The sequence below is a fragment of the Pseudonocardia alaniniphila genome (genome assembly GCF_022524485.1).
In the GTDB taxonomy this organism is placed as follows: Bacteria; Actinomycetota; Actinomycetes; order Mycobacteriales; family Pseudonocardiaceae; genus Pseudonocardia; species Pseudonocardia alaniniphila.
Map to the genome: position 1 here is coordinate 251983 of NZ_JAKXMK010000003.1, position 18267 is coordinate 270249.

14 protein-coding genes are annotated in these 18267 nt (G+C 70.3%); 4 read left to right on the top strand and 10 right to left on the bottom strand.

The annotated features are described in order from the left end of the window. Positions 1 to 234: 234 nt before the first annotated feature. Both MMF94_RS04045 and MMF94_RS04050 read left to right on the top strand, forming a co-directional pair. A complete protein-coding gene (locus MMF94_RS04045; RefSeq protein WP_241034869.1) occupies positions 235 to 732 on the top strand; it encodes a (2Fe-2S)-binding protein in 498 nt (165 codons plus the stop codon). Beyond that, a complete protein-coding gene (locus MMF94_RS04050; protein ID WP_241034870.1) occupies positions 729 to 2873 on the top strand; it encodes a xanthine dehydrogenase family protein molybdopterin-binding subunit in 2145 nt (714 codons plus the stop codon). Before MMF94_RS04045 ends, MMF94_RS04050 begins: the two co-directional genes overlap by 4 nt. Positions 2874 to 2901: 28 nt before the next feature. Here MMF94_RS04050 and MMF94_RS04055 read toward each other — a convergent pair whose 3' ends face one another. The 4 genes from MMF94_RS04055 to MMF94_RS04070 all read right to left on the bottom strand — a co-directional run bounded on the left by MMF94_RS04055 (position 2902) and on the right by MMF94_RS04070 (position 7106). After that, positions 2902 to 4002, bottom strand: a complete 1101-nt coding sequence (locus MMF94_RS04055; protein WP_241034871.1) for an LLM class flavin-dependent oxidoreductase — start codon at positions 4000 to 4002, stop codon at positions 2902 to 2904. After that, positions 3999 to 4769, bottom strand: a complete 771-nt coding sequence (locus MMF94_RS04060; protein WP_241034872.1) for an enoyl-CoA hydratase/isomerase family protein — start codon at positions 4767 to 4769, stop codon at positions 3999 to 4001. Before MMF94_RS04060 ends, MMF94_RS04055 begins: the two co-directional genes overlap by 4 nt. Before the next feature lie 80 nt (positions 4770 to 4849). After that, positions 4850 to 5998, bottom strand: a complete 1149-nt coding sequence (locus tag MMF94_RS04065; protein ID WP_241034873.1) for an FAD-dependent monooxygenase — start codon at positions 5996 to 5998, stop codon at positions 4850 to 4852. 157 nt (positions 5999 to 6155) lie between these two features. Further along, entirely contained in the window at positions 6156 to 7106 is a 951-nt protein-coding gene (locus MMF94_RS04070; protein ID WP_241034874.1) for a GbsR/MarR family transcriptional regulator, read from the bottom strand. A 212-nt stretch (positions 7107 to 7318) separates the two neighbouring features. On the opposite strand from MMF94_RS04070, the gene MMF94_RS04075 reads away from it, so the two are divergent. Both MMF94_RS04075 and MMF94_RS04080 read left to right on the top strand, forming a co-directional pair. Then, entirely contained in the window at positions 7319 to 8512 is a 1194-nt protein-coding gene (locus MMF94_RS04075) for a cytochrome P450 (protein ID WP_241034875.1), read from the top strand. A gap of 124 nt (positions 8513 to 8636) precedes the next feature. Next, entirely contained in the window at positions 8637 to 10373 is a 1737-nt protein-coding gene (locus MMF94_RS04080) for an MOSC domain-containing protein (protein WP_241034876.1), read from the top strand. A gap of 15 nt (positions 10374 to 10388) precedes the next feature. Here MMF94_RS04080 and MMF94_RS04085 read toward each other — a convergent pair whose 3' ends face one another. From MMF94_RS04085 to MMF94_RS04110, 6 genes are all read right to left on the bottom strand, one after another. Next, complete coding sequence (locus MMF94_RS04085; RefSeq protein WP_241034877.1) at positions 10389 to 11057, bottom strand: maleylpyruvate isomerase family mycothiol-dependent enzyme; 669 nt, start codon at positions 11055 to 11057, stop codon at positions 10389 to 10391. A gap of 138 nt (positions 11058 to 11195) precedes the next feature. Further along, positions 11196 to 11879 carry an NYN domain-containing protein gene (locus tag MMF94_RS04090; protein ID WP_241034878.1) on the bottom strand — a complete coding sequence of 228 codons (684 nt, stop codon included), beginning with the start codon at positions 11877 to 11879 and terminating at the stop codon, positions 11196 to 11198. 158 nt (positions 11880 to 12037) lie between these two features. Continuing rightward, complete coding sequence (locus MMF94_RS04095; protein ID WP_241034879.1) at positions 12038 to 12826, bottom strand: PhzF family phenazine biosynthesis protein; 789 nt, start codon at positions 12824 to 12826, stop codon at positions 12038 to 12040. Between the two features lie 95 nt (positions 12827 to 12921). Continuing rightward, a complete protein-coding gene (locus MMF94_RS04100) occupies positions 12922 to 13173 on the bottom strand; it encodes a hypothetical protein (protein WP_241034880.1) in 252 nt (83 codons plus the stop codon). Between the two features lie 96 nt (positions 13174 to 13269). Further along, the gene (locus tag MMF94_RS04105) at positions 13270 to 14646 is read right to left on the bottom strand and encodes a hypothetical protein (RefSeq protein ID WP_241034881.1); all 1377 of its coding nucleotides are present in this window, start codon (positions 14644 to 14646) and stop codon (positions 13270 to 13272) included. Positions 14647 to 15046: 400 nt separating this feature from the next. Next, positions 15047 to 17896: a helix-turn-helix transcriptional regulator gene (locus tag MMF94_RS04110; RefSeq protein ID WP_241034882.1), complete on the bottom strand. Its 2850-nt coding sequence runs from the start codon at positions 17894 to 17896 to the stop codon at positions 15047 to 15049. Between the last annotated feature and the right edge of the window lie 371 nt (positions 17897 to 18267).

An 18267-nucleotide genomic window follows, 5' to 3' on the forward strand; every position in this document is an offset into this window, starting at 1 on the left:
CGATCTGTCGCGTCCGGTTCCCGGTGATCTCCGGATCCGCTCGCTGGTGAGGCAGCCTCCGCTACTGTCGAGGTGAACCTCCGCCAGTGTGGCCGGGCGCCGACCAGGCCGATGCACGGATGCTCCCCGCGAACGCGCTGCGCCTGCATCCCCCTCGGCGACCGGGGCCGGCGAGCCCTTCGCCGCCGTGCCCGTGGGAGCGCTGCAGGAAGGAGAACGTCATGCTGGTGCTCAATGGCTGAGTCGACACCGTCACGCACGATCTCGGTGAACGGACGACGGCACGAGGTTCACACCGAGGACGACACCGCACTCCTGTACGTGCTGCGCAACCACCTCGGGCTGAAGGGCACCAGGTTCGGCTGCGGCCTGAGCCTTTGCGGCGCCTGTTTCGTGCTCGTCGACGGGAGCCCGGCCTACTCGTGTGACACACCGGTGTGGGCGGTGGAGCACAAGGAGGTCACCACGGTCGAAGGGCTGGGCACGCCGGAGGATCCGCATCCCGTGGCGCAGGCCATGATCGAGGGCCAGGCCGCTCAGTGCGGCTATTGCATGTCCGGGCTCGTGGTCTCCGCCGCCGCCCTCCTCGCCGAGAACGACGACCCGTCCGAGGACGAGGTGCGCGCCGCCCTCGACCGCAACCTGTGCCGGTGCGGCGCCCACAACCGCGTTGTCCGGGCCGTGCTCGCGGCGGCCACGCAGATGCGAGCGAACCGAGAGGCCGTCCGATGACCACAGCACCCGAGAGCGCACCGGTCCTGTCGCCCTCCCTCACGGCCAATCCCCTGCTCCTCGACTGGCTGCGCGTCCTGCCCGCCGGGGTGGTGGAGGTGCGTTCCGGGAAGGTCGAGCTCGGCCAGGGCGTGCTCACCGCGCTCGCCCAGGTGGCCGCCGAGGAACTGGACGTCGACGTCGCCCGCGTGCGGATGACCGCTGCCGCCACCGACACCAGTCCCGACGAGGGCTACACGGCGGGCAGCCTGTCCGTGCAGACCTCAGGTGCCGCGATCCGCACGGTCTGCGCGGAGGCGAGGGCCGTCTACCTGGCGGCGGCCGCCGACAAGCTGGCCGTTCCCGAGGAGGCGCTAACCGTCCGCGACGGCGACTTCGTCGCTCCCGACGGGCGATACACGAGCTACTGGGAGCTTGCGGACGACACGCTGCTCGACCGCGCCGCCACCGGCCGGGTGCCGGTCAAGTCACCGTCGTCCTACCGGGTGGTCGGCACCGACCTGCCGCGGACGGACCTGCGGGACAAGCTCACCGGACAGCCGCGGTTCGTCCACGACCTCGCACCGGAGGGCCTGCGCTACGGCCGCATCGTCCGGCCGCCGTCGCGTGGCGCCACACTGGCCGCGCTCGACACCGCACCGACCCTGGCGATGCCCGGCGTCGTGACGGTCGTGCGTGACGGCGACTTCGTCGGGGTCGTGGCGGAGCGGGAGGAGGTGGCGTTGCGTGCCGCCGACCGCCTCCGTGCGGACGCCACCTGGCACGAGCGGCCCACACTGCCGGACGAGGACGACCTCCCGGCCTTCCTGACCTCCGCGCCTGCCGAGACCGCGGTGCTCGCCGAGAAGGACGAGCGGCTCCCTGACACAGCGGTCGCGAGGTCGATGGAGGCCTCCTACCACCGGCCCTACATCTCGCACGGCTCCATCGGTCCCTCCAGCGCCACCGCCCTCGTCACCGACCGGGACGGCGTGCGGCTCGAGGTGTGGACCCACAGCCAGGGCATCTTCGTGCTGCGCCGCGTGCTGGCGCGCGCACTCGATCTGGGCGAGGACCAGGTCACCGTCCGGCACACCGAAGGGGCCGGCTGCTACGGCCACAACGGGGCCGACGACGCCGCCATGGACGCGGCCCTGCTCGCCCTGGCGGTTCCGAACAACCCGGTGCAGGTGGTTTGGTCGCGGCAGGACGAGCTCACCTGGGCCCCCTTCGGCCCGGGCGCGGTGGTCCGCATGGCGGCGGACGTCGACGCCGACGGCGGGGTGCTCTCGTGGCGTCACGAGATCTGGGGCAACGGCCACATCTCCCGGCCCGGCTTCACCGACACCATTGCGCTGCTCGCGGCGAGCCACCGCAGCGGCGGTGGCGAGATCAGGACCGCACCGGAGCCACCGTGGCAGCGGGGCGGGGCCGCCGGGCGCAATGCGGTGCCGGGCTACGACTTCCCGGCCTATCAGGTGGTCAACAACCACCTGACGACCATGCCGCTGCGGACGTCCTCGCTGAGATCACTCGGTGCCTTCCTCAACGTGTTCGCCGCCGAGTCGTTCATGGACGAGCTCGCGGAGGCGGCGGGGCGCGATCCCGTCGAGTTCCGGCTCGCCCACCTGAGCGATCCGCGGGCACGTGCAGTGGTGGAGGCGGCAGCCCGGCGTGCGGGCTGGGGGCAGTGGGCGCCCTCCGAGACGATCGGGCACGGCATCGGCTACGCCCGCTACAAGGGCACCAGCGCCTACTGCGCCGTGGTCGCCGAGGTCGAGGCGATCAACGACGTGCGGGTGCGGCGGCTCACACTGGCGGTCGACGGCGGGCTCATCATCAACCCCGACGGTGCGGCCAACCAGATCGAGGGCGGCGCGATCCAGGCGACCAGCTGGACGCTCAAGGAACGCGTGCGCTTCGACCGTCTGACCGTCACGAGCGAGGACTGGGAGAGCTACCCGATCCTGCGGTTCTCCGAGGTGCCCGCGGTGGACGTCGAGCTGATGCCAGGAGACGGGAACCCGGCTCTGGGCGTGGGTGAGACCGCGCAGGGGCCCACCGCCGCGGCCATCGCCAATGCCGTCAACGACGTGCTCGGCGTGCGCGTGCGATCCCTGCCCCTCACCCAGGAGCAGATCGTCGCCGCCATGCCCGACTGACCACGAGCCACGCGCGAACCGCGCGGGGTCAGACCGGGAGCCGGATCCCCTTCGCCTCCAGCCGAGGCAGCACCTCCTGGGCGAAATAGCCGAGCTCGGAGATGTAGTCCACGAACGAGAGGGTCATCCCGCCGAAGCCCGCGCGGTGGAAGCGCTCGATCTCGTCGGCGACGTCGTCGGGTGTGCCGATGAGAGGGCAGCTGCCGTGGCCCGCGGCGAAGCGGGACCGGAAGGTCTGCAGCATCTCGGGCGTGAACGACTGCGCGTGCAGACCCTGCAGCGCCATGAGGTTGTCGACGGCGGCCCAGTCGGCCCGATCGCCCGCGTAGTCGTGCAGGAACTCCTCTGCCTCGGCGCGGGTCGGACGGCACACCACGTGCCCGAGCGTGAACACCCCGACGCTTCGGTCGTAGTGGTCGCGGGCGGACGCCTGCACCGTGCGGACGATCTCGGCGCCGTCCTCGGGCCCGCCGACGATCGTGAACGCGAAGTTCGCGTTGCGCGCGGCGAAGTCACGCCCCTGTGGCGACGATCCGGCGTTGAGCACCGGCACCTGGCCCTCGTACGGCTTCGGCATTCCCTCCACGTGACGGAGGTGGAAGAACTTGCCGTCGTGGTCGAACTGCCCGGGCGTGCTCCAGATCTTCCGGATGACGTCCCACCACTCCTGCGCGAGTGCGTACCGCTCGTCGTGGTCGTCGGGCAGCTCGATGCCGAAGGCGTCGTACTCGGGCTTGTTCCAGCCGGCGACGATGTTGATGCCTGCCCGGCCCTGGCCGATCTGGTCGACCGTCGCGAGCTGCTTCGCCACGACGATCGGGTGGTTGAACGCCGTGTGGACCGTGGCGAAGACGGCGATCCGCCGCGTGTGCGCGAGCAGACCCGCGGCCCACACCGTGGGGTCCAGCACCCCCTCATGGAAGTTCGTCTCGCCGCCGTAGCCGATCCAGCGCGCGATGGGGAGCAGGAAGTCGATCCCGACATCGTCGGCGAGCCGCGCGAGCCGCAGGTTGTCCTCCCAGCTTCCCGACCACCGGTCCGGCACGGTGGTGACGGCCATCCCTGAGGAACAGTTCGCGGAGAACAGACCTAGCTTCAACGACTTGCCGTCCAGGATCGCTTTGCTCATGGGGTGCCTCCTCGGGCCGAACGGGGGGTGCGGTGCTGGTAGCGCTCGACCGCCTCGGCGGTCGCGGGATCATCGAACAGATCGCCGAACACGTCGACGCTGCTACTGACGCTGGTGGTGATCCCGTTGTTCAGCCACGTCTCGAACAGAGATTTCTGTGCGGCGATCACCTGCGGGGTGTGCCCGGTCAGCTTCTCGAGCATCGCGAGGGTCGCCGCCCGCAGCCGCTCGGGCTCGGCCACCCGGTTGGCGAACCCGGGACCGAAGGCCTCGAGGTCGTACAGGTCGCCGGTGAGGATCATCTCGCGCGCCCTGGACAGACCGACGAACGCAGGCAGCAGTGCGGCGTCGGCCACCGACGGAATCCCGAGCTTCACCTCCGGAAGCCCGAGCCGGACGGCCGGGTGCGCGATCCGGATGTCACAGGCCAGCGCGAGTTCGAGCGCGGCACCGAGACATGTCCCGTTGAGCATCGCCACCGTCGGCACCGGGCTCCGCCGCACGGCGCGCAGGAAGTCGGCCACTCTCGCGATCAGCCGCCGCGCGGTGATCGGCGTGAGGTCGCGGAACGCGTCGAGGTGCATCCCGGCGGAGAACGTGCGCTCGCCCGCGCCCGTGAACACGATCGCCCGGATCTCCCCACCGAGATCGCGCACGGCGTCGGCGACGTGATCCAGGTCCTCGACGCGTAGGGCGTTGGCGGTCTCGGGCCGGTTGAAGGTGATCCAGCGGACCCGATCGAGGTCGGCAACGGTCGGCAAGCCCATGAGGTCCCTTCGTTCGAGAGCGTGGTGCCCGGGCCCGGACCAGTCCGATCCTGTCAGTGGACGGTGCTCGACGGAGCCGGTCAGTCCGGTTCGACCGGAGAGTCCCAGTCGATGTGGTGGTCACGGATCCAGTCGCCGTCGCCCTGGCTGCGCTTGCGCGGCTCCTGCTGGGGCTTGCGGCTGCTCAGTGCCGCTGCGGCTTCGACCAGCCGTTCCACACGGGGGCGGCGCAGCGCCTCGTAGGTGGCGAACGCGCGCGGCACGCCGGGCACATCGCGCAGGCATTTCGCGAGCACCACGGAGTCCTCGATCGCCATCGACGCGCCCTGACCCGCAGACGGCGAGGCCGCGTGGGCGGCGTCGCCCGCAATCGTCATCCGGCCGCGATGCCACAGGGGGACGGTGGCGATGTCGTGGTCGTTGTGCCCGACGATCCGGTCGGTGGCCGCGACGACCTCCACGGCCGGGCCGCCGTCATCGCCGAACACGCCGACGAGCCGGTCCTGCCACCACTGCGTCGTCATGTCGGCGAGCTCGGTCTTCGTCAGCTCCGGGGCGGGCACCCTGGCGAACCACCACAGCCCGCCCCGAGGCCCCCCGATGACGCCGAAGAACGCGCGACGGCCACGGACCATCCGGTACGTGTCGGCGGGCACCGCGACCGGCGCCACCGTGCTGAAGCCGTAGACGATGTGCTGGCCGGTGTAGCGCGGCGCCGGTGCGTCCGCGTCGAGGAGCCCACGGGTCACCGACCACACGCCGTCGGCGCCGACGAGCAGGTCACCGTGGGCGTGGCTGCCATCGGCGAACACGGCGTGCACCTGCCCGTCCGACGTGGTGGCGTCGACGAGCCTGCGCCCGCGTTCGACCCGCACCCCGCGCCGCTCGGCCTCGTCCAGCAGCACCCGGTAGAGCGCGGAGCGCAGGAACGTACGGGGCACCAGGTCGTGTGAGTCGGCGCCGGTCAGCGGGCCTTCACCGACCTTCGCGCCGTCGGCGTCATAGACCTCGATGCGGCGTGCCGGCTCCCCCGCTGCCGCGACCGCGCCGTCGAGCCCCACGGCCGCGAGTGCGTCCATGCCGTTGACACCCAGGGTGAGGAAGGCGCCGACGTCGTCGGCGAGGGTCGGGTACGCCTCGTAGACGGTGGAGCCGATGCCGGCCTTGTGCAGCGCCACCGCGGTGACCGCGCCGGCGATGCCCCCTCCGATGATCACAGCGTGCGTCATGATCCCCCCGGCCGTGACAGTAGCGCCGGTACTCGTCGACGGCGCTGAACGCCGTTTCCGTGGGTCGTGCGGGGCACGCGGTCCACCGGTACCACGCGCCGGGTCGGCCTGCCACCCGCCGAGCTGTCGCGACCGTAGCTGTCACGACGACGAGACGTCACTGCGCGCGCAGGCGAGCGTGGTCGAGCGCCTTCCATTGCGCGGTGGTGAGCCGGTCGGGCCTGGCGGTGACGGTGTAGGCCCCCGCCGGGGTGCGCCGGAGCGCGACGGGATCGGCGATCTCCGGGTGCTCTTCCGCGTCGCGCAGCGCGTCGGCGACACGGTCGAGAGGCCAGTCCAGCACGGCGGCGAGCTCGTACGGCGTGAGCGGCTCGGCCGAATGCACGAGAGCCGCGAGGACGGTCAGCGCGTCCCCGGCGTCGACCATCAGGTCGCCGCCGAGCATGCCGTAGTAGATGCGCTCGAAGAACTGGCCCAGCGCCTCGAGGCGGGAGCCGACGGGTGTGCCCGCACCGAAGACCTCGACGCCGCGCCGGGCGGTCTCCACCCACATCGCGTTCGCCCGGACGCTCGCCGACCACGACCGGGACCACACGTCGTCGTCGATGATGTACCGCTCACGCCGCTGCAGCGCATCGCGCTCGCGTCGGACCAGCTCCAGACCTTCGAGATAGCTGATGGCGGTGGAGATCGACGCCGGGCTGACCCGCAGCCGCGCCACCAGCTCGGCGGCGGTGAGGCTGGCCGAGTCGCTGATGTAGAGGCATGCGAGCACCCTCGCCGCCATCCTCGGGAGCCCCGTCTGGACCACCATCATCACGAACTGTTCCTCGAAGCCGCGTACCGTCTCGGCGTCATCCCCGTCGGCGCCTGAGACGGCCAGGGCACCGCCCGGCGGAACGGACGCCCGGCGGCGGGCGCGCCGGGTCGTCAACCGGGTCGCCTCATCGGCGCGATAGCCGTGGAGCCCACCGTTGCGGGCCACCTCGCGGCTGACGGTCGACGTCGGACGCGCCAGACGCCGGGCGATCTCGGCGTAGCCGAGCCCCTCGGCCAGACCATCCGCGATCAGCCGGCGGTCCTGGCTCGTCAGCCTGCCTCCCGGCATCCGCACTCCCCCGCTCGTCGATCGTCGCGCCCAGTGTGCGTTCACGATCAGCACATTGCAATTCGGACACCTCCAGCAGTTGCGTTCGTCGGCAAGTTCATTGCAACGATCTGCAAAGGAACACTGCTAGATGCGACGATCTAGCGTTGACGGTTCTTCAAACGCAACGTAGCCTTCGGCCTCGTCTGAAAGATCGACGACTGAGGGCCGAGATGACGAAACTCCTTTCACTCCCCACCACGCGGCCGGCAGGGCGCCCCTTCGACCCGCCGGAGGAGCTCGCCCGGATCCGCGAGCAGGAGCCACTGAGCCGGTTGGTCTTCCCGGACGGGCACGAGGGCTGGCTGGTGACCAGCCACGCCCTGGCGCGTGCCGTGGTGGGCGACCGCCGCTTCAGCGCGCGGCACGAGCTCCTCCACATCCCGCTGCCCGGGCCCAGTGCCACGCAACAGCCCCCGCCCGCGCCGCCGGGGCTGTTCATCGGGATGGACGCGCCAGAGCACACCCGCTACCGGCGCCTGCTCACAGGCAAGTTCACCGTGCGGCGGATGCGCCTGCTCGCGGATCGGGTCGAGGAGATCGCCGCCGAGCAGCTGGACGCGATGAACCGCAACGGCCCGCCGACAGACCTGGTGGAGGCCTACGCCCAGCCCATCCCCGCGTTGACGATCTGCGAGCTGCTCGGCGTCCCGTACACCGACCACGAGTTGTTCCAGCGGCATGCGGCCACGGTGAACAACCACGACGCCACGATGGAGGAGCAGTACGCGGCCATCATGGCGATTCAGGAGTATCTGCAGGGGCTGGTCTCGGCCAAGCGCACGGAGCCCACCGACGACCTGCTCAGCGACCTGACCACGAGCGATCTCACCGACGAGGAGCTCACCAACGTCGGCACCTTGCTGCTGGGCGCCGGCCTCGACACCACCGCCAACATGATCGCGCTGGGCACCTTCGCGCTGCTGACCCATCCCGACCAGCTCGCCGCCCTCCGCAGCGACCCCGGCCTCGTCGACCAGGCGATCGAGGAGCTGCTGCGTTACCTCTCGATCGCCCACACCGGGGCACGGTCAGCGCTGGAGGACGTCGAGCTCAACGGCCACGTGATCAAGGCGGGCGAGACGGTGGCCCTCTCGATGCAAGCCGCCAACCGCGACCCGGAGAAGTTCCCGGACCCCGACACGCTCGACATCCGCCGGCACGCGGGTGGTCACCTGTCGCTCGGCCACGGCATCCACCAGTGCCTCGGCCAGCAGCTCGCACGCGTCGAGATGCGGGCGGCCTTCCCGGCGCTTCTCGCCCGATTCCCCACCCTGCGTCTCGACGTCGCTGCTGAGGACGTGCCATTGCGTACCAATTCGGACATCTACGGCGTGGACCGGCTCCCGGTCGCGTGGGACGCCTAGAGCGCCGCTCGATTTTCCGGGCCGATGCGCCTAGCGTCGCGGGCTGAACGTGCACACGGGGGGCATCCATCGTCTCGGGGACCGGCATCGGTGCGCGCCGGTCGTGGCCCGCGGAGGAGTCGCCATGGCCTCACTGCTGTCGGTCAACGTCGGCATGCCGAAAGACGTGCCGTGGGAAGGCAGGACCGTCCACACCGGCATCTGGAAGTCACCGGTGCCCGGCCCGTGCATGGCGCGCCGCCTCAACCTCGACGGTGACGGCCAGGGCGACCTCGCCGGCCACGGCGGCGAGAACCGGGCCGTGCTCGTCTACCAGATGCAGTCCTACGACTACTGGCGCACCGAACTCGACCGCGACGACCTCGCCTTCGGAGAGTTCGGCGAGAACCTCACCGTCGACGGGCTGCCGGACAGCGAGGTCTGCATCGGCGACCGCTACCGCATCGGCCATGCCGAGTTCGAGGTCACCCAGCCACGAGTGACCTGCTACCGCGTCGGCATGCGCCTGGGCAGGCCGGACATGCCTGCGCTGCTCGTCGCCCACCACCGTCCCGGCTTCTACATGCGGGTGATCACCGAGGGCGTCGTCGAGGCGGGCGACGAGATCGTCAAGACGTCCTCCGGCAGGCACGGGATGAGCGTCGCCGACATCGACGCCCTGCTCTACCTGCCCGACCGCGACGTCGAGCAGATGCGGCTCGCGCTCGACATCCCCGCGCTCAGCCCGGGCTGGCAGGGCTCGTTCCGAGAGCTCGTCGCCGCCGCCGGCTCGCCGGCAGCCGCACGGGCTGCGGTACACGAGCCCGCGTGGCCCGGGTTCCGGACCTTGCGTGTCGCGGATGTCGTGCCGGAGAGCGGCACCGTCACGTCCATCTATCTCACCGCCGACGACGGAGCGCCGTTGCCGCCGGCGCTTCCCGGGCAGTACCTCACGGTGCGGGTCACCGGCGCCGGGACCCCCGCCCCCGTTCGCAGCTACTCGCTCTCCTCCGCCCCGGGGGCGCAGCAGTACCGGCTCAGCGTCAAGCGCGAGAACCACGGCGTCGTCAGCGGCTACCTGCACACGGCGCTGCGCCCCGGCGCAGTTCTCGACGTCGCTGCGCCGCGCGGCGACTTCGTCCTCACCGACCGCGACACCCCCGTGCTCCTGATCTCGGCGGGGATCGGCGTGACTCCGGTGGTGGCCATGCTGCACCGCCTCGCCGCGGAGCACAGCGATCGCGAGGTCTGGTGGCTCCACGGCTCTCGCGGACCCACCGAGGACGCCCTCGCCCGAGAAGCCCACGGCCTCCTCGAGACGCTCCCGCACGCGCACCGGCGCGTCTTCTACAGCGCCGCCGGCCCGGGCGATCTCGCGGCCGCTCACGCCACGAGTGGCCGCCTGACACCCCAGGCGCTCGCGGACCTGGACCTCCCCACGGACGCCTCCGCCTACATCTGCGGGCCCTCGGGGTTCATGGCGGACATGCAGGACGCGCTCAGATCGCTCGGGCTGTCCGCCGACGACATCCACGTCGAGCTGTTCAGCGCACTCGACGCGATCACCCCGGGCGTCACCGACCACCAGCGCGTCGCACCCCATCCGCCGCAGGGGCCGCCCGGCACGGGTCCATTGACCACCTTCGCCCGCAGCGGGATCTCCGTGCCCTTCGACACCGGGCAAACCAGCCTGCTCGAGTTCGCCGACGCCTGCGATGTCCCGACGAGGTGGTCGTGCCGCACAGGCGTCTGCCACACCTGCACCACTCCCCTCCTCTCCGGGGAGGTGGACTACTCGCCCGAGCCGCTCGAGCCGCCGCCGCCCGGCGAGATCCTCATCTGCTGTTCGCGCCCCACCACGGACGTGGTGCTGGACATGTAGCGGCTCGTCGCCGGATCACGAGCGGGCGCGCAGGGTCTCGACCCCGGCACCCGTGAGGTGGTCGCAGTACTCCACACGTCCGGTGGTCGCCATCGTGATCGCCAAGGTGGTTCCGGACACGAGCGGACCCACGCCTGTGGTGAACGGGCCGTCCGTCGCGACGAGGCGCAAGCCGGCCACCCGGCTCTTGCCGACGAGCATGAGGTCCGAGCTCGTGTAGAAGGTCGCCAGCTGCGTGACCAGCTCGATCGGGTAGTCGTGATCGATCCCCAGTGGGCGCCGGATGTCCTCGCCGTGGACGACGATCTCGCCGAGCATCGCGACCTTCGGCAACGGAGGCGCCGTCGTGCTGCGAACGACGCCACGGAAGCGGGCGAGGGTCTCGGCAGGCGTCGCACCCAACTGCTCGGCCAACCGCATCGCCACCTGCTTGTCGAAGTCGAACCGGCAACAGACCACGCCCGCGAACCACCGCAGGGGGTTCAGGCTCGCGCCCGCGGTGAGATGAGCGAGGACGTCGCGCACCGACAGGCCGGGGCACAGTGACGGCGTCGCCCACTGTTCGTCGGTCAACCCGGTGAGATCCGCGGCCAAGGCCGCCCGCTCGGCATGGACAGCCGCCCAGGTGGGCCGTCCGGTCGTGCCGGAAGGGACTGCGTTGTTGCGGTCTCGAAACAGTGCCATCAGAGTCCTCACGCCGGGAGCGGGTCGAGCACAACCGGAGACTGAGACTCCCGCCGCGGCGCGGAATCATCGCCGCGCCGAACCGGACTCGATGCCGGCTCGGACACACCGGCTCATACGGGTGAGCCAGGGAAGTGCCTATGTGTAGTCGGAGCGGTCCCAGCAGTTCACGAACTCCGTCTCACCGAGCCGGGTGTTCCACACCCTGCGAGCGCCGCCCGGGCGGAGCTGCCGCATGCGACGGGGCTGGGCTGGGTCGAACCAGGAGAACGTCTCGACCTTGGCGGACTGGAGAGCGATCGCTTCGTCGAGCGCGGGCTCGAGGTCGCTGTCATGGGACGCGAGGATGACGAGGTCGACGTCGGGGCGGCGTGCCTCACGAACCATCGCGAGCGCGCAGAGGACGTCAACGCCCTTCTCGCTCTTGCTTTCGACGACGCGCTTACCGTTGGCGTCGTACATGAGATTGCCGCCTGCGTCCCGCTGGTAGCGGTACTTCAACGGCCTGAGCTGCACGGTGACGCACTTCTCGCGTTCCCAGTGCGCCTTCTGTGCCTGGTTGCGGGCGTAGGCCTTGGGGTCGTGCTCGGGCGAGGGCTCACCCCGGTAGACGAGCACCGCGGACAGCTCGGCGAGATCCATCCCCGGCCGCTGGGCCCGGTTGCGGGCGCTGATCAGCTGACCGGCGAACATCCAGGGGTCTATGAGCGACTCGTGGCGCTGCAGGTGCCGGCTGGCCTGGAACAACTCGTGCCCGGTGAGGTGCACGTTCTGGTAGTCGACGACGACTGCCGCTCGCAGCGTTGCGATGCCATCCCCCACAAAAAACCCCACCAGTCCCAGAGGGACGGTGGGGAACTAGGCCACGGACACTACACCACCCTCACAGTGCCTAACTCCACGCGAGTGCGATTGGTTCCCGATCCGTGATCAGGCCGCGACCTGGGGTTACGCAAGGACACGCAGTCCGCTGTGGACGCTCACGTGTGTGGGGAGGTGTGCAGCCGGCCGCTGAAGATGGTTACCGCGTGGCCGGCAAGGCTCACCTGATCCCCGTCCAGCCGTACGCGCAGCATCCCGCCGCGTTCGGAGGCCTGCTCCGCGAGGAATTCGCCGACACCCAAGCGTGGGCACCACCAGCTCGCCAGCGTGCAGTGTGCCGACCCGGTCACGGGATCCTCCGGAATCCCCGCATTGGGAGCGAAGAACCGGCTGACCACGTCCGACCGGCCGTTGTCGCCGGGCGCGGTGACGACAACCCCACGAGCGCTGACCCGAGCGAGCATCGCCAGGTCGGGGCGCAACGATCGAACCTCGTCGGCCGAGCCCGCCTCGACCAGGACGTCATGACGACCGCGCCACGTCGAACGCACGGTGACCCCGGGCAGTCCGGCGAGGAGTTCCTCCGACGGCACCTCCGGGCGCGACGGGTCAGCCGGAAGCTCTGTCCTCACGGAGCCGTCAGGACCAGCGCTGCAGGTCAACGTCCCGCTGCGCGTCTCGAAGCTCTGATCGCCACCGAGCACATGTGCGCTCGCCAACGTTCCGTGCCCGCACAGCGCCAGCTCGGTGGTCGGGGAGAACCAGCGCAGGGGTTTCGGCGCGTCTTCAGCGCCCGACACGTCCACGAACGCCGTGGCGGTCTGGTTGAGCTCTCCGGCGACCGATTGCATCCAGCCCTCGTCGGCTGCTCCGGCCAGCAGCACCACACCCGCCGGATTGCCCCGAAATGCCGTTTCGGCAAAGACGTCCACCACGTATGCCCGCACGGCCAACCCTAACCAGTGGCTGCAACCGGATAGGTTAGCGACGGCATGTGGGAGCCGGCAGAGGCCGCGCGGCCGGGGCGCCTCGGGCCTCAGGGTTACAGCAGGGTGCCGCCCGCCCGCCACTCGAGCGCCCGCCCCACGAACTGACGGAGCTTGTCGGGGTCGGCCGACAGTCCGAAGTGGTCGTGGAGCCGTTGGGTCAGGTACCGGATGAGGTCGTCGGCACCGTCCCCCCGGTCCAGCCGCTCCACCAGCGGATCGATCAGGCAGTCGTACTCGTCGGGCGGCGCGGGGCCGGGGATCGAGAACACACCGATGGGGTCCCAGCCGCGCAGCAGAGCTCGCATCGCGGCGGCTCGCTCCGCATCGACACCAGAAGGCCGGCCGCACACGCGACCAGAGTAGGACGATCCTCCCCCGACGGCGGAGGCGTTCGCTGCGGCTCAGCGGGTGGGGGCGAGCTTGCGCAACCTGCGGACCCGCAACGTCTGGCCCGCCGCGGCCGGGCGCTCCACCACGCCACGTTTCTCGCGCAGTGCCGGCGACCGATCCATGGTCGCGGTGAGGTCCGCGCCGAGCGCATCCTCGAACGCCGACACCTCCCGCGCCCCGGCCCCGGAGCACACGATGTCGATCAGTCCGTTGATGAGGTCACGGTTGTCGATCAGCACGGCCGCGGCGTCGATCGTGGGGCTCAGCGCGCACACGATCGTGTTCTCCTGGTAGGAGTGATCGCCGATCTCCACCGCGCGCGTACGGATCACAGCGACGGTGCCGTTGAGCGCGTCGGCGGTCGGTGTGCGTGCCACGGCGCCAGTGGCCGAGTACGCGGCCTTCCCGTCCCTCCTCGACTGTGTGCGCAGGCCCGCCACGGCGTCGGCGGCAGCCTCCCGGAGGTCGGTGTTGGCCGGATCGCGGGCCAGCGCGGCGAGGGCCGCCGACACCGCGGAGTCCCCGAGGACCCTGCCGAAGTCGATGCCCGGGTTCTCGACGGTGTGGAGGAAGACGTTGCGCTGCTCACCGGCGGCGTGGCCGTGGCCTGCCGACGACCCGTCGACCTGGATCGCGACGATCCGGCCGGTCTCCTGCACCTGCTCGGGCGAGCCGACGTCGGACGCCCGGGCATCAGGAGGTTCCCACACGGTCCACCACCGTCCCGTGGTCGAGTCCTGCGACAGCACGACATGGTCGGGTGGGCGGCTACCGAGCGCACCGAGCCTGCGCTGCAACGACCAGACCTCTTCGCGCAGCGTCGAGTCGTCGACCACGCGGCACACCGTGAGCTCTCGGCGGATCACGTCGAGGTGTCTGTCCGGGTCCCAGCCGAGCCGGTTCACCGACTTGTAGGCGCCCGGCGCGGTGTTGCGCACCGCATCCGCGAGCCCCGCGTACGGGACGTGCGCGCGGACGGCCTTCTCGAACGTCTCGACCGCGGCTTGGATCAGCTCCGGCGTCAGCGGCTCCTCGACCAGGGGTTCCGGGAGCGAGGGCTCGCTGTCTCGCACCGGGCGCGGGGACTCTCCGGTCTCCGAGAGGACGCACGCGTGGATCCAGTGGGTGCCCGCCTCGAATCGTCCGATGCTGATCCGCGCCACCGCCGCTCCGCCGGGCGCGATCTCGTCCGACTGCCACTCGTCGAAGAATTGATCATCGATCGTGACCTGAACGCGCACGGGACGTGATTCGTCGCCGATATTGCGAACCTTGAACGAGATCAACACCCCGGAGTCGGTGTGCGGGACGCCGTGCCCGCCCGGGTTGTCACCGGGGTCCGGCATCACACTGATCCCACCGCTGGCGAACTCGAAGACCGCACCCATGTGCCATACACCTCCGCGCCTCTACCGGTTCACCGAAGGTGCTGATCAGTGCGTCGTTCGCGGCCGATGGCCCCGCCTGCCGAGAGACGACCCGGTGGTCGGACCGCCGTACCGGAGTCCAGGCGGCCCCTCGCCGCCGGCTGCACAATGACGTTACTGGCACCGTTGCGCGGACGCACCGTACGGCTGCGAGGCACTCGCCCTCCTGGTTCGACGGACAGGCAAAGATCGAACTACAAAATCACATTGTCATGACAGATCCGGGCGTCCAACTTTCAGGTGTTTCAGAGTAGGGCCCGATCACCAGGAGTGACAGACGGTCCGCAACTTCTCGAACGTCGTGCGTCGAAACCGCCGTTCGAGGGAAGCCATCTCGAAACACCGAGATATCGGCCGCGTCCTACGTGCCGTCTCCGGGCTGACCGGAGAGACCAGCGGGCATGTCGCCGTCGGGTGGGTCCTCCGGCAGCGCCGTCAAGGCGTCGCGCAGGGCAGCACGCGAGGTGATCCCGAGTATCGGATAGATCTGGTACAAGCGCGCGCCGACGGTGCGGTGGGACAGGAAGAGCCGCTCGCCGATCTGCTTGTTGGTCAGACCCGAACCCGCCAGCTCGGCGATCACGCGCTGCTGGGGGGTGAGGACGGGCGACGTCGTCGTGCACCCACGCGGCTTGCTGATCCCGGTGGCCCGCAGCTCGTTGCCCGCCCGCTCCAGCCATGGCTGTGCGCCGAGCCGTTCGAAGATCTCCGCTGCGGCGGACAGCTGGAGGCGGGCCCCCGCTGTGGCGCGTGCGCGGCGGAGCCGCTCGCCGTAGGCGAGGCGCACGCGAGCGAAGTCGAAGGGCCAGCGGGGGTTGCCGGGGAGCGCGAGCGCGGCGTCGAACGCATCCACGAACTGGTCGTCGTCGGCCACCATGGCACCGGCACCTGCGGTGAGCAGCGCCAACCGTGTCGAGAGTGCCGGCAGGTCGGCCTCGCGCATCGCAGCGGCATGGGCGCCGGCCTGCGCTGTCCGCTCGGTCTTGAAAGCCGCTTCGACCAGGTCGAAGCTGGTCCACATCGCGTGCGGGATGTGCGAGGCGATGGTGCCCGGCTCGTTGTGGACGATGGCCTCTCGGTACGCGGCCTCGTAGTCGCTCTGCCCGATGTAGTTGAGCGTGCGGGCATGGATGACGACCCACTCCACGCCGCGTGCACCGCGGGCCCCTGCCCAGCGCATGAGCTCGTCGGTGACCTCCTGGCTCGCCTCGTGGTCACCACGGACCGCGGCGTGCAGCCCGCGCGCGTGGCGGAAATACCAGATGAAGAACCGGTAGCCGTGCTCCTCGCACAACCGCGCACCCTCGTTGGTGAGCTCGGCCATGGTGTCCCACCGGCCGGTGTGGAACGTGTCGTGACACAGGTGCATGAGCGCAGCGACGTGACGGCGCACCGCGATGCGTCCCTCTCGACCCTCGCGCACGATCCACCAGTGCCCGTCCCGGGTCGCAGGCAGCCGGTCGAGATAGAACGACGCCGCGCCCAACCGCACGATCCTCGTCGGGTCGGTCTCGTCGCACACCACGTCCAGCAGCGCATCCAGGACAGGCGTCGCGGCCTGCGCCATGCGAGCAGGGTCGGAATACGTCCGGCTCAGGATCCACAGCGACTCCGGCACGTTCGGCGTCAACCGGTCGATAGCGGCGAAGGCCGGCTCCCACAGCTCGCGGCGACCGGCGAACCAGCACAGCAGCAGCAGCGTGTACAGCGCCTCGACCAGCGCCTTTTCGGGTGCGTCGGCACGCTTCGCGCTGGTCTCGATCGCCTCGGCCAACAACTTGTGCGCGGTCAGCACGTCACCGTCGCCGTCGATCAGCAGGATCGCGGTCGCGATAACCGCATGCAACGACGCGCCCCCGGCCGGGTTGGTACGGCGCGCCTCGTCCAGCAGGTGCGACGCACTCAGCAGCTCCCCCACCGAGTCGACACCCAGATAGGCGGCCTCGGCAAGCCGCGACGCACGGACGACCGAGTTCAGGCTGAGGTCCGCGGCGCGGGTGAGCGAGGCGATCGCGCCGACGGCGTCGCCGCGGGACTGCGCGAGGTGCGCCGCCTCCTCCAGGCGCTGCGCGACATGCTCGTCGGGACCGACCACGCCTTCGCCCAGGTGCCACGCCCGACGCTCCGGGTGCTCACCCATCACCTCCGCGAGGCGCCGATGGGCGCCCCGCCGCTCGACGGCGGTGGACACGTCGACCACTGCGGAGCGGATCAGAGGGTGTCGGAACTCGAAGCGCCCGGCTACCTCGTCGACGTGGACCAACTGGTCGTGCTCGGCAGGGGCAACGCTCTCCAGGCCGTAGCACGCCGCAGCAGCGCGCAGAGCATCGCGGCCGCCGCTGCGATCCAGCGCAGCCAGCAGCATGATGTTCCGGCAGGCTTCCGGCAGAGCCGAGATCCTGGACGCGAACAGGGCCTGCAGCCGCTGGGTCAGCGGCAGTACCGCCGGCAGCGATTCCACCGCCTGCTGCTGGGGACTCGTCAAGGCCTGCGGCAGCTCCAACAACGCCAGCGGGTTGCCGCGCGCCTCGCTCAGCAGCCGCTGCCGCACGCTCGGCGCCAGTGCGGGAAACCGCCGCGCCACGAGCTCGCTCGCCGCGGTGCCGTCCAACGGCCGCAGCTCGTGATCCGGCAGGTCGCCACCTTCGAAGGAGCTACCCGTGTGCGACCGCGCCGCGCCGAGGAAGCCCACCCTGCTCCCCGCCAACCGGCGGGCCACGAAGCCGAGCACCGTGGCGCTCGCCCGATCGAGCCACGGCAGGTCGTCCACCACCAGCAGCAGTGGACGCCGCACCGCGGCATTGCGCACGCACAGCAGCGCCGCGTTGGACATCAACAGCCGATTCGGTGGCCGGCCCCCACCGAACCCCAACGCCACCTCCAGAGCCTCGCGGTGCACGTCGCTGAGCTCGCCGAACGACTCACGGAGGGGGAACAGCAACTGGTTCAGACCCGAATAAGCGACCGAGGCCTCGAACTCCACACCCCCGGCCCGCAGCACCCGGATGCCCCGGGCAGCAGCCATGGCGATCGACTCGTCGAGCACCACCGTCTTTCCGACACCCGGCTCCCCCACCAACAACAGAGCCCTGCCATTGACCGAAGCCTCGTCGAGGAACGCGCCGATCAGGGCGAGGTCATCGTCGCGGCCGACAAGCTGCGCAGGACACTCGACACCGAAGTTCACATCTCCCCCGCCCTGGATATCCATGACCTGATCCAATGCTACGCATTACCTATCGGCACATCCATCGTTGTACAGATCTTGGCGAGCCAATGTTTTCAACGGAATTTCGAAATTCACGAATCGTCACATTCGTTCGGATCCCCGGTCAGAATCTATGTGAGCCTGACAAGTCGGGCATTCCGATCACAGCCCGGCGTAGCGGACCTCCCGACGTCGGCGCACATCGCGAGGCAGACCTCTTGCACGAACGGCAGGAACTCAGGCCCCTGCCACTCAGGGACCCGCCGCCCGGCCCGTCGGCCGCTGGTCCTGCGTGGGTTCGACCGATGAGTTCGGCGTCTCCAGCGGGTCCCAAGCCCTGACGGAGCTCGACACGGGCAGACACGGGAGACCTC

What these genes read in the sequence shown, in the direction of transcription:
- MMF94_RS04050 (WP_241034870.1), top strand. Translation starts at nt 729, where the DNA reads ATGACCACAGCACCCGAGAGCGCACCGGTCCTGTCGCCCTCCCTCACG.
- MMF94_RS04070 (WP_241034874.1), bottom strand. Translation starts at nt 7,106, where the DNA reads ATGCCGGGAGGCAGGCTGACGAGCCAGGACCGCCGGCTGATCGCGGAT.
- MMF94_RS04080 (WP_241034876.1), top strand. Translation starts at nt 8,637, where the DNA reads ATGGCCTCACTGCTGTCGGTCAACGTCGGCATGCCGAAAGACGTGCCG.
- MMF94_RS04060 (WP_241034872.1), bottom strand. Translation starts at nt 4,769, where the DNA reads ATGGGCTTGCCGACCGTTGCCGACCTCGATCGGGTCCGCTGGATCACC.
- MMF94_RS04085 (WP_241034877.1), bottom strand. Translation starts at nt 11,057, where the DNA reads ATGGCACTGTTTCGAGACCGCAACAACGCAGTCCCTTCCGGCACGACC.
- MMF94_RS04110 (WP_241034882.1), bottom strand. Translation starts at nt 17,896, where the DNA reads ATGGATATCCAGGGCGGGGGAGATGTGAACTTCGGTGTCGAGTGTCCT.
- MMF94_RS04075 (WP_241034875.1), top strand. Translation starts at nt 7,319, where the DNA reads ATGACGAAACTCCTTTCACTCCCCACCACGCGGCCGGCAGGGCGCCCC.
- MMF94_RS04065 (WP_241034873.1), bottom strand. Translation starts at nt 5,998, where the DNA reads ATGACGCACGCTGTGATCATCGGAGGGGGCATCGCCGGCGCGGTCACC.
- MMF94_RS04055 (WP_241034871.1), bottom strand. Translation starts at nt 4,002, where the DNA reads ATGAGCAAAGCGATCCTGGACGGCAAGTCGTTGAAGCTAGGTCTGTTC.
- MMF94_RS04045 (WP_241034869.1), top strand. Translation starts at nt 235, where the DNA reads ATGGCTGAGTCGACACCGTCACGCACGATCTCGGTGAACGGACGACGG.
- MMF94_RS04100 (WP_241034880.1), bottom strand. Translation starts at nt 13,173, where the DNA reads ATGCGAGCTCTGCTGCGCGGCTGGGACCCCATCGGTGTGTTCTCGATC.
- MMF94_RS04105 (WP_241034881.1), bottom strand. Translation starts at nt 14,646, where the DNA reads ATGGGTGCGGTCTTCGAGTTCGCCAGCGGTGGGATCAGTGTGATGCCG.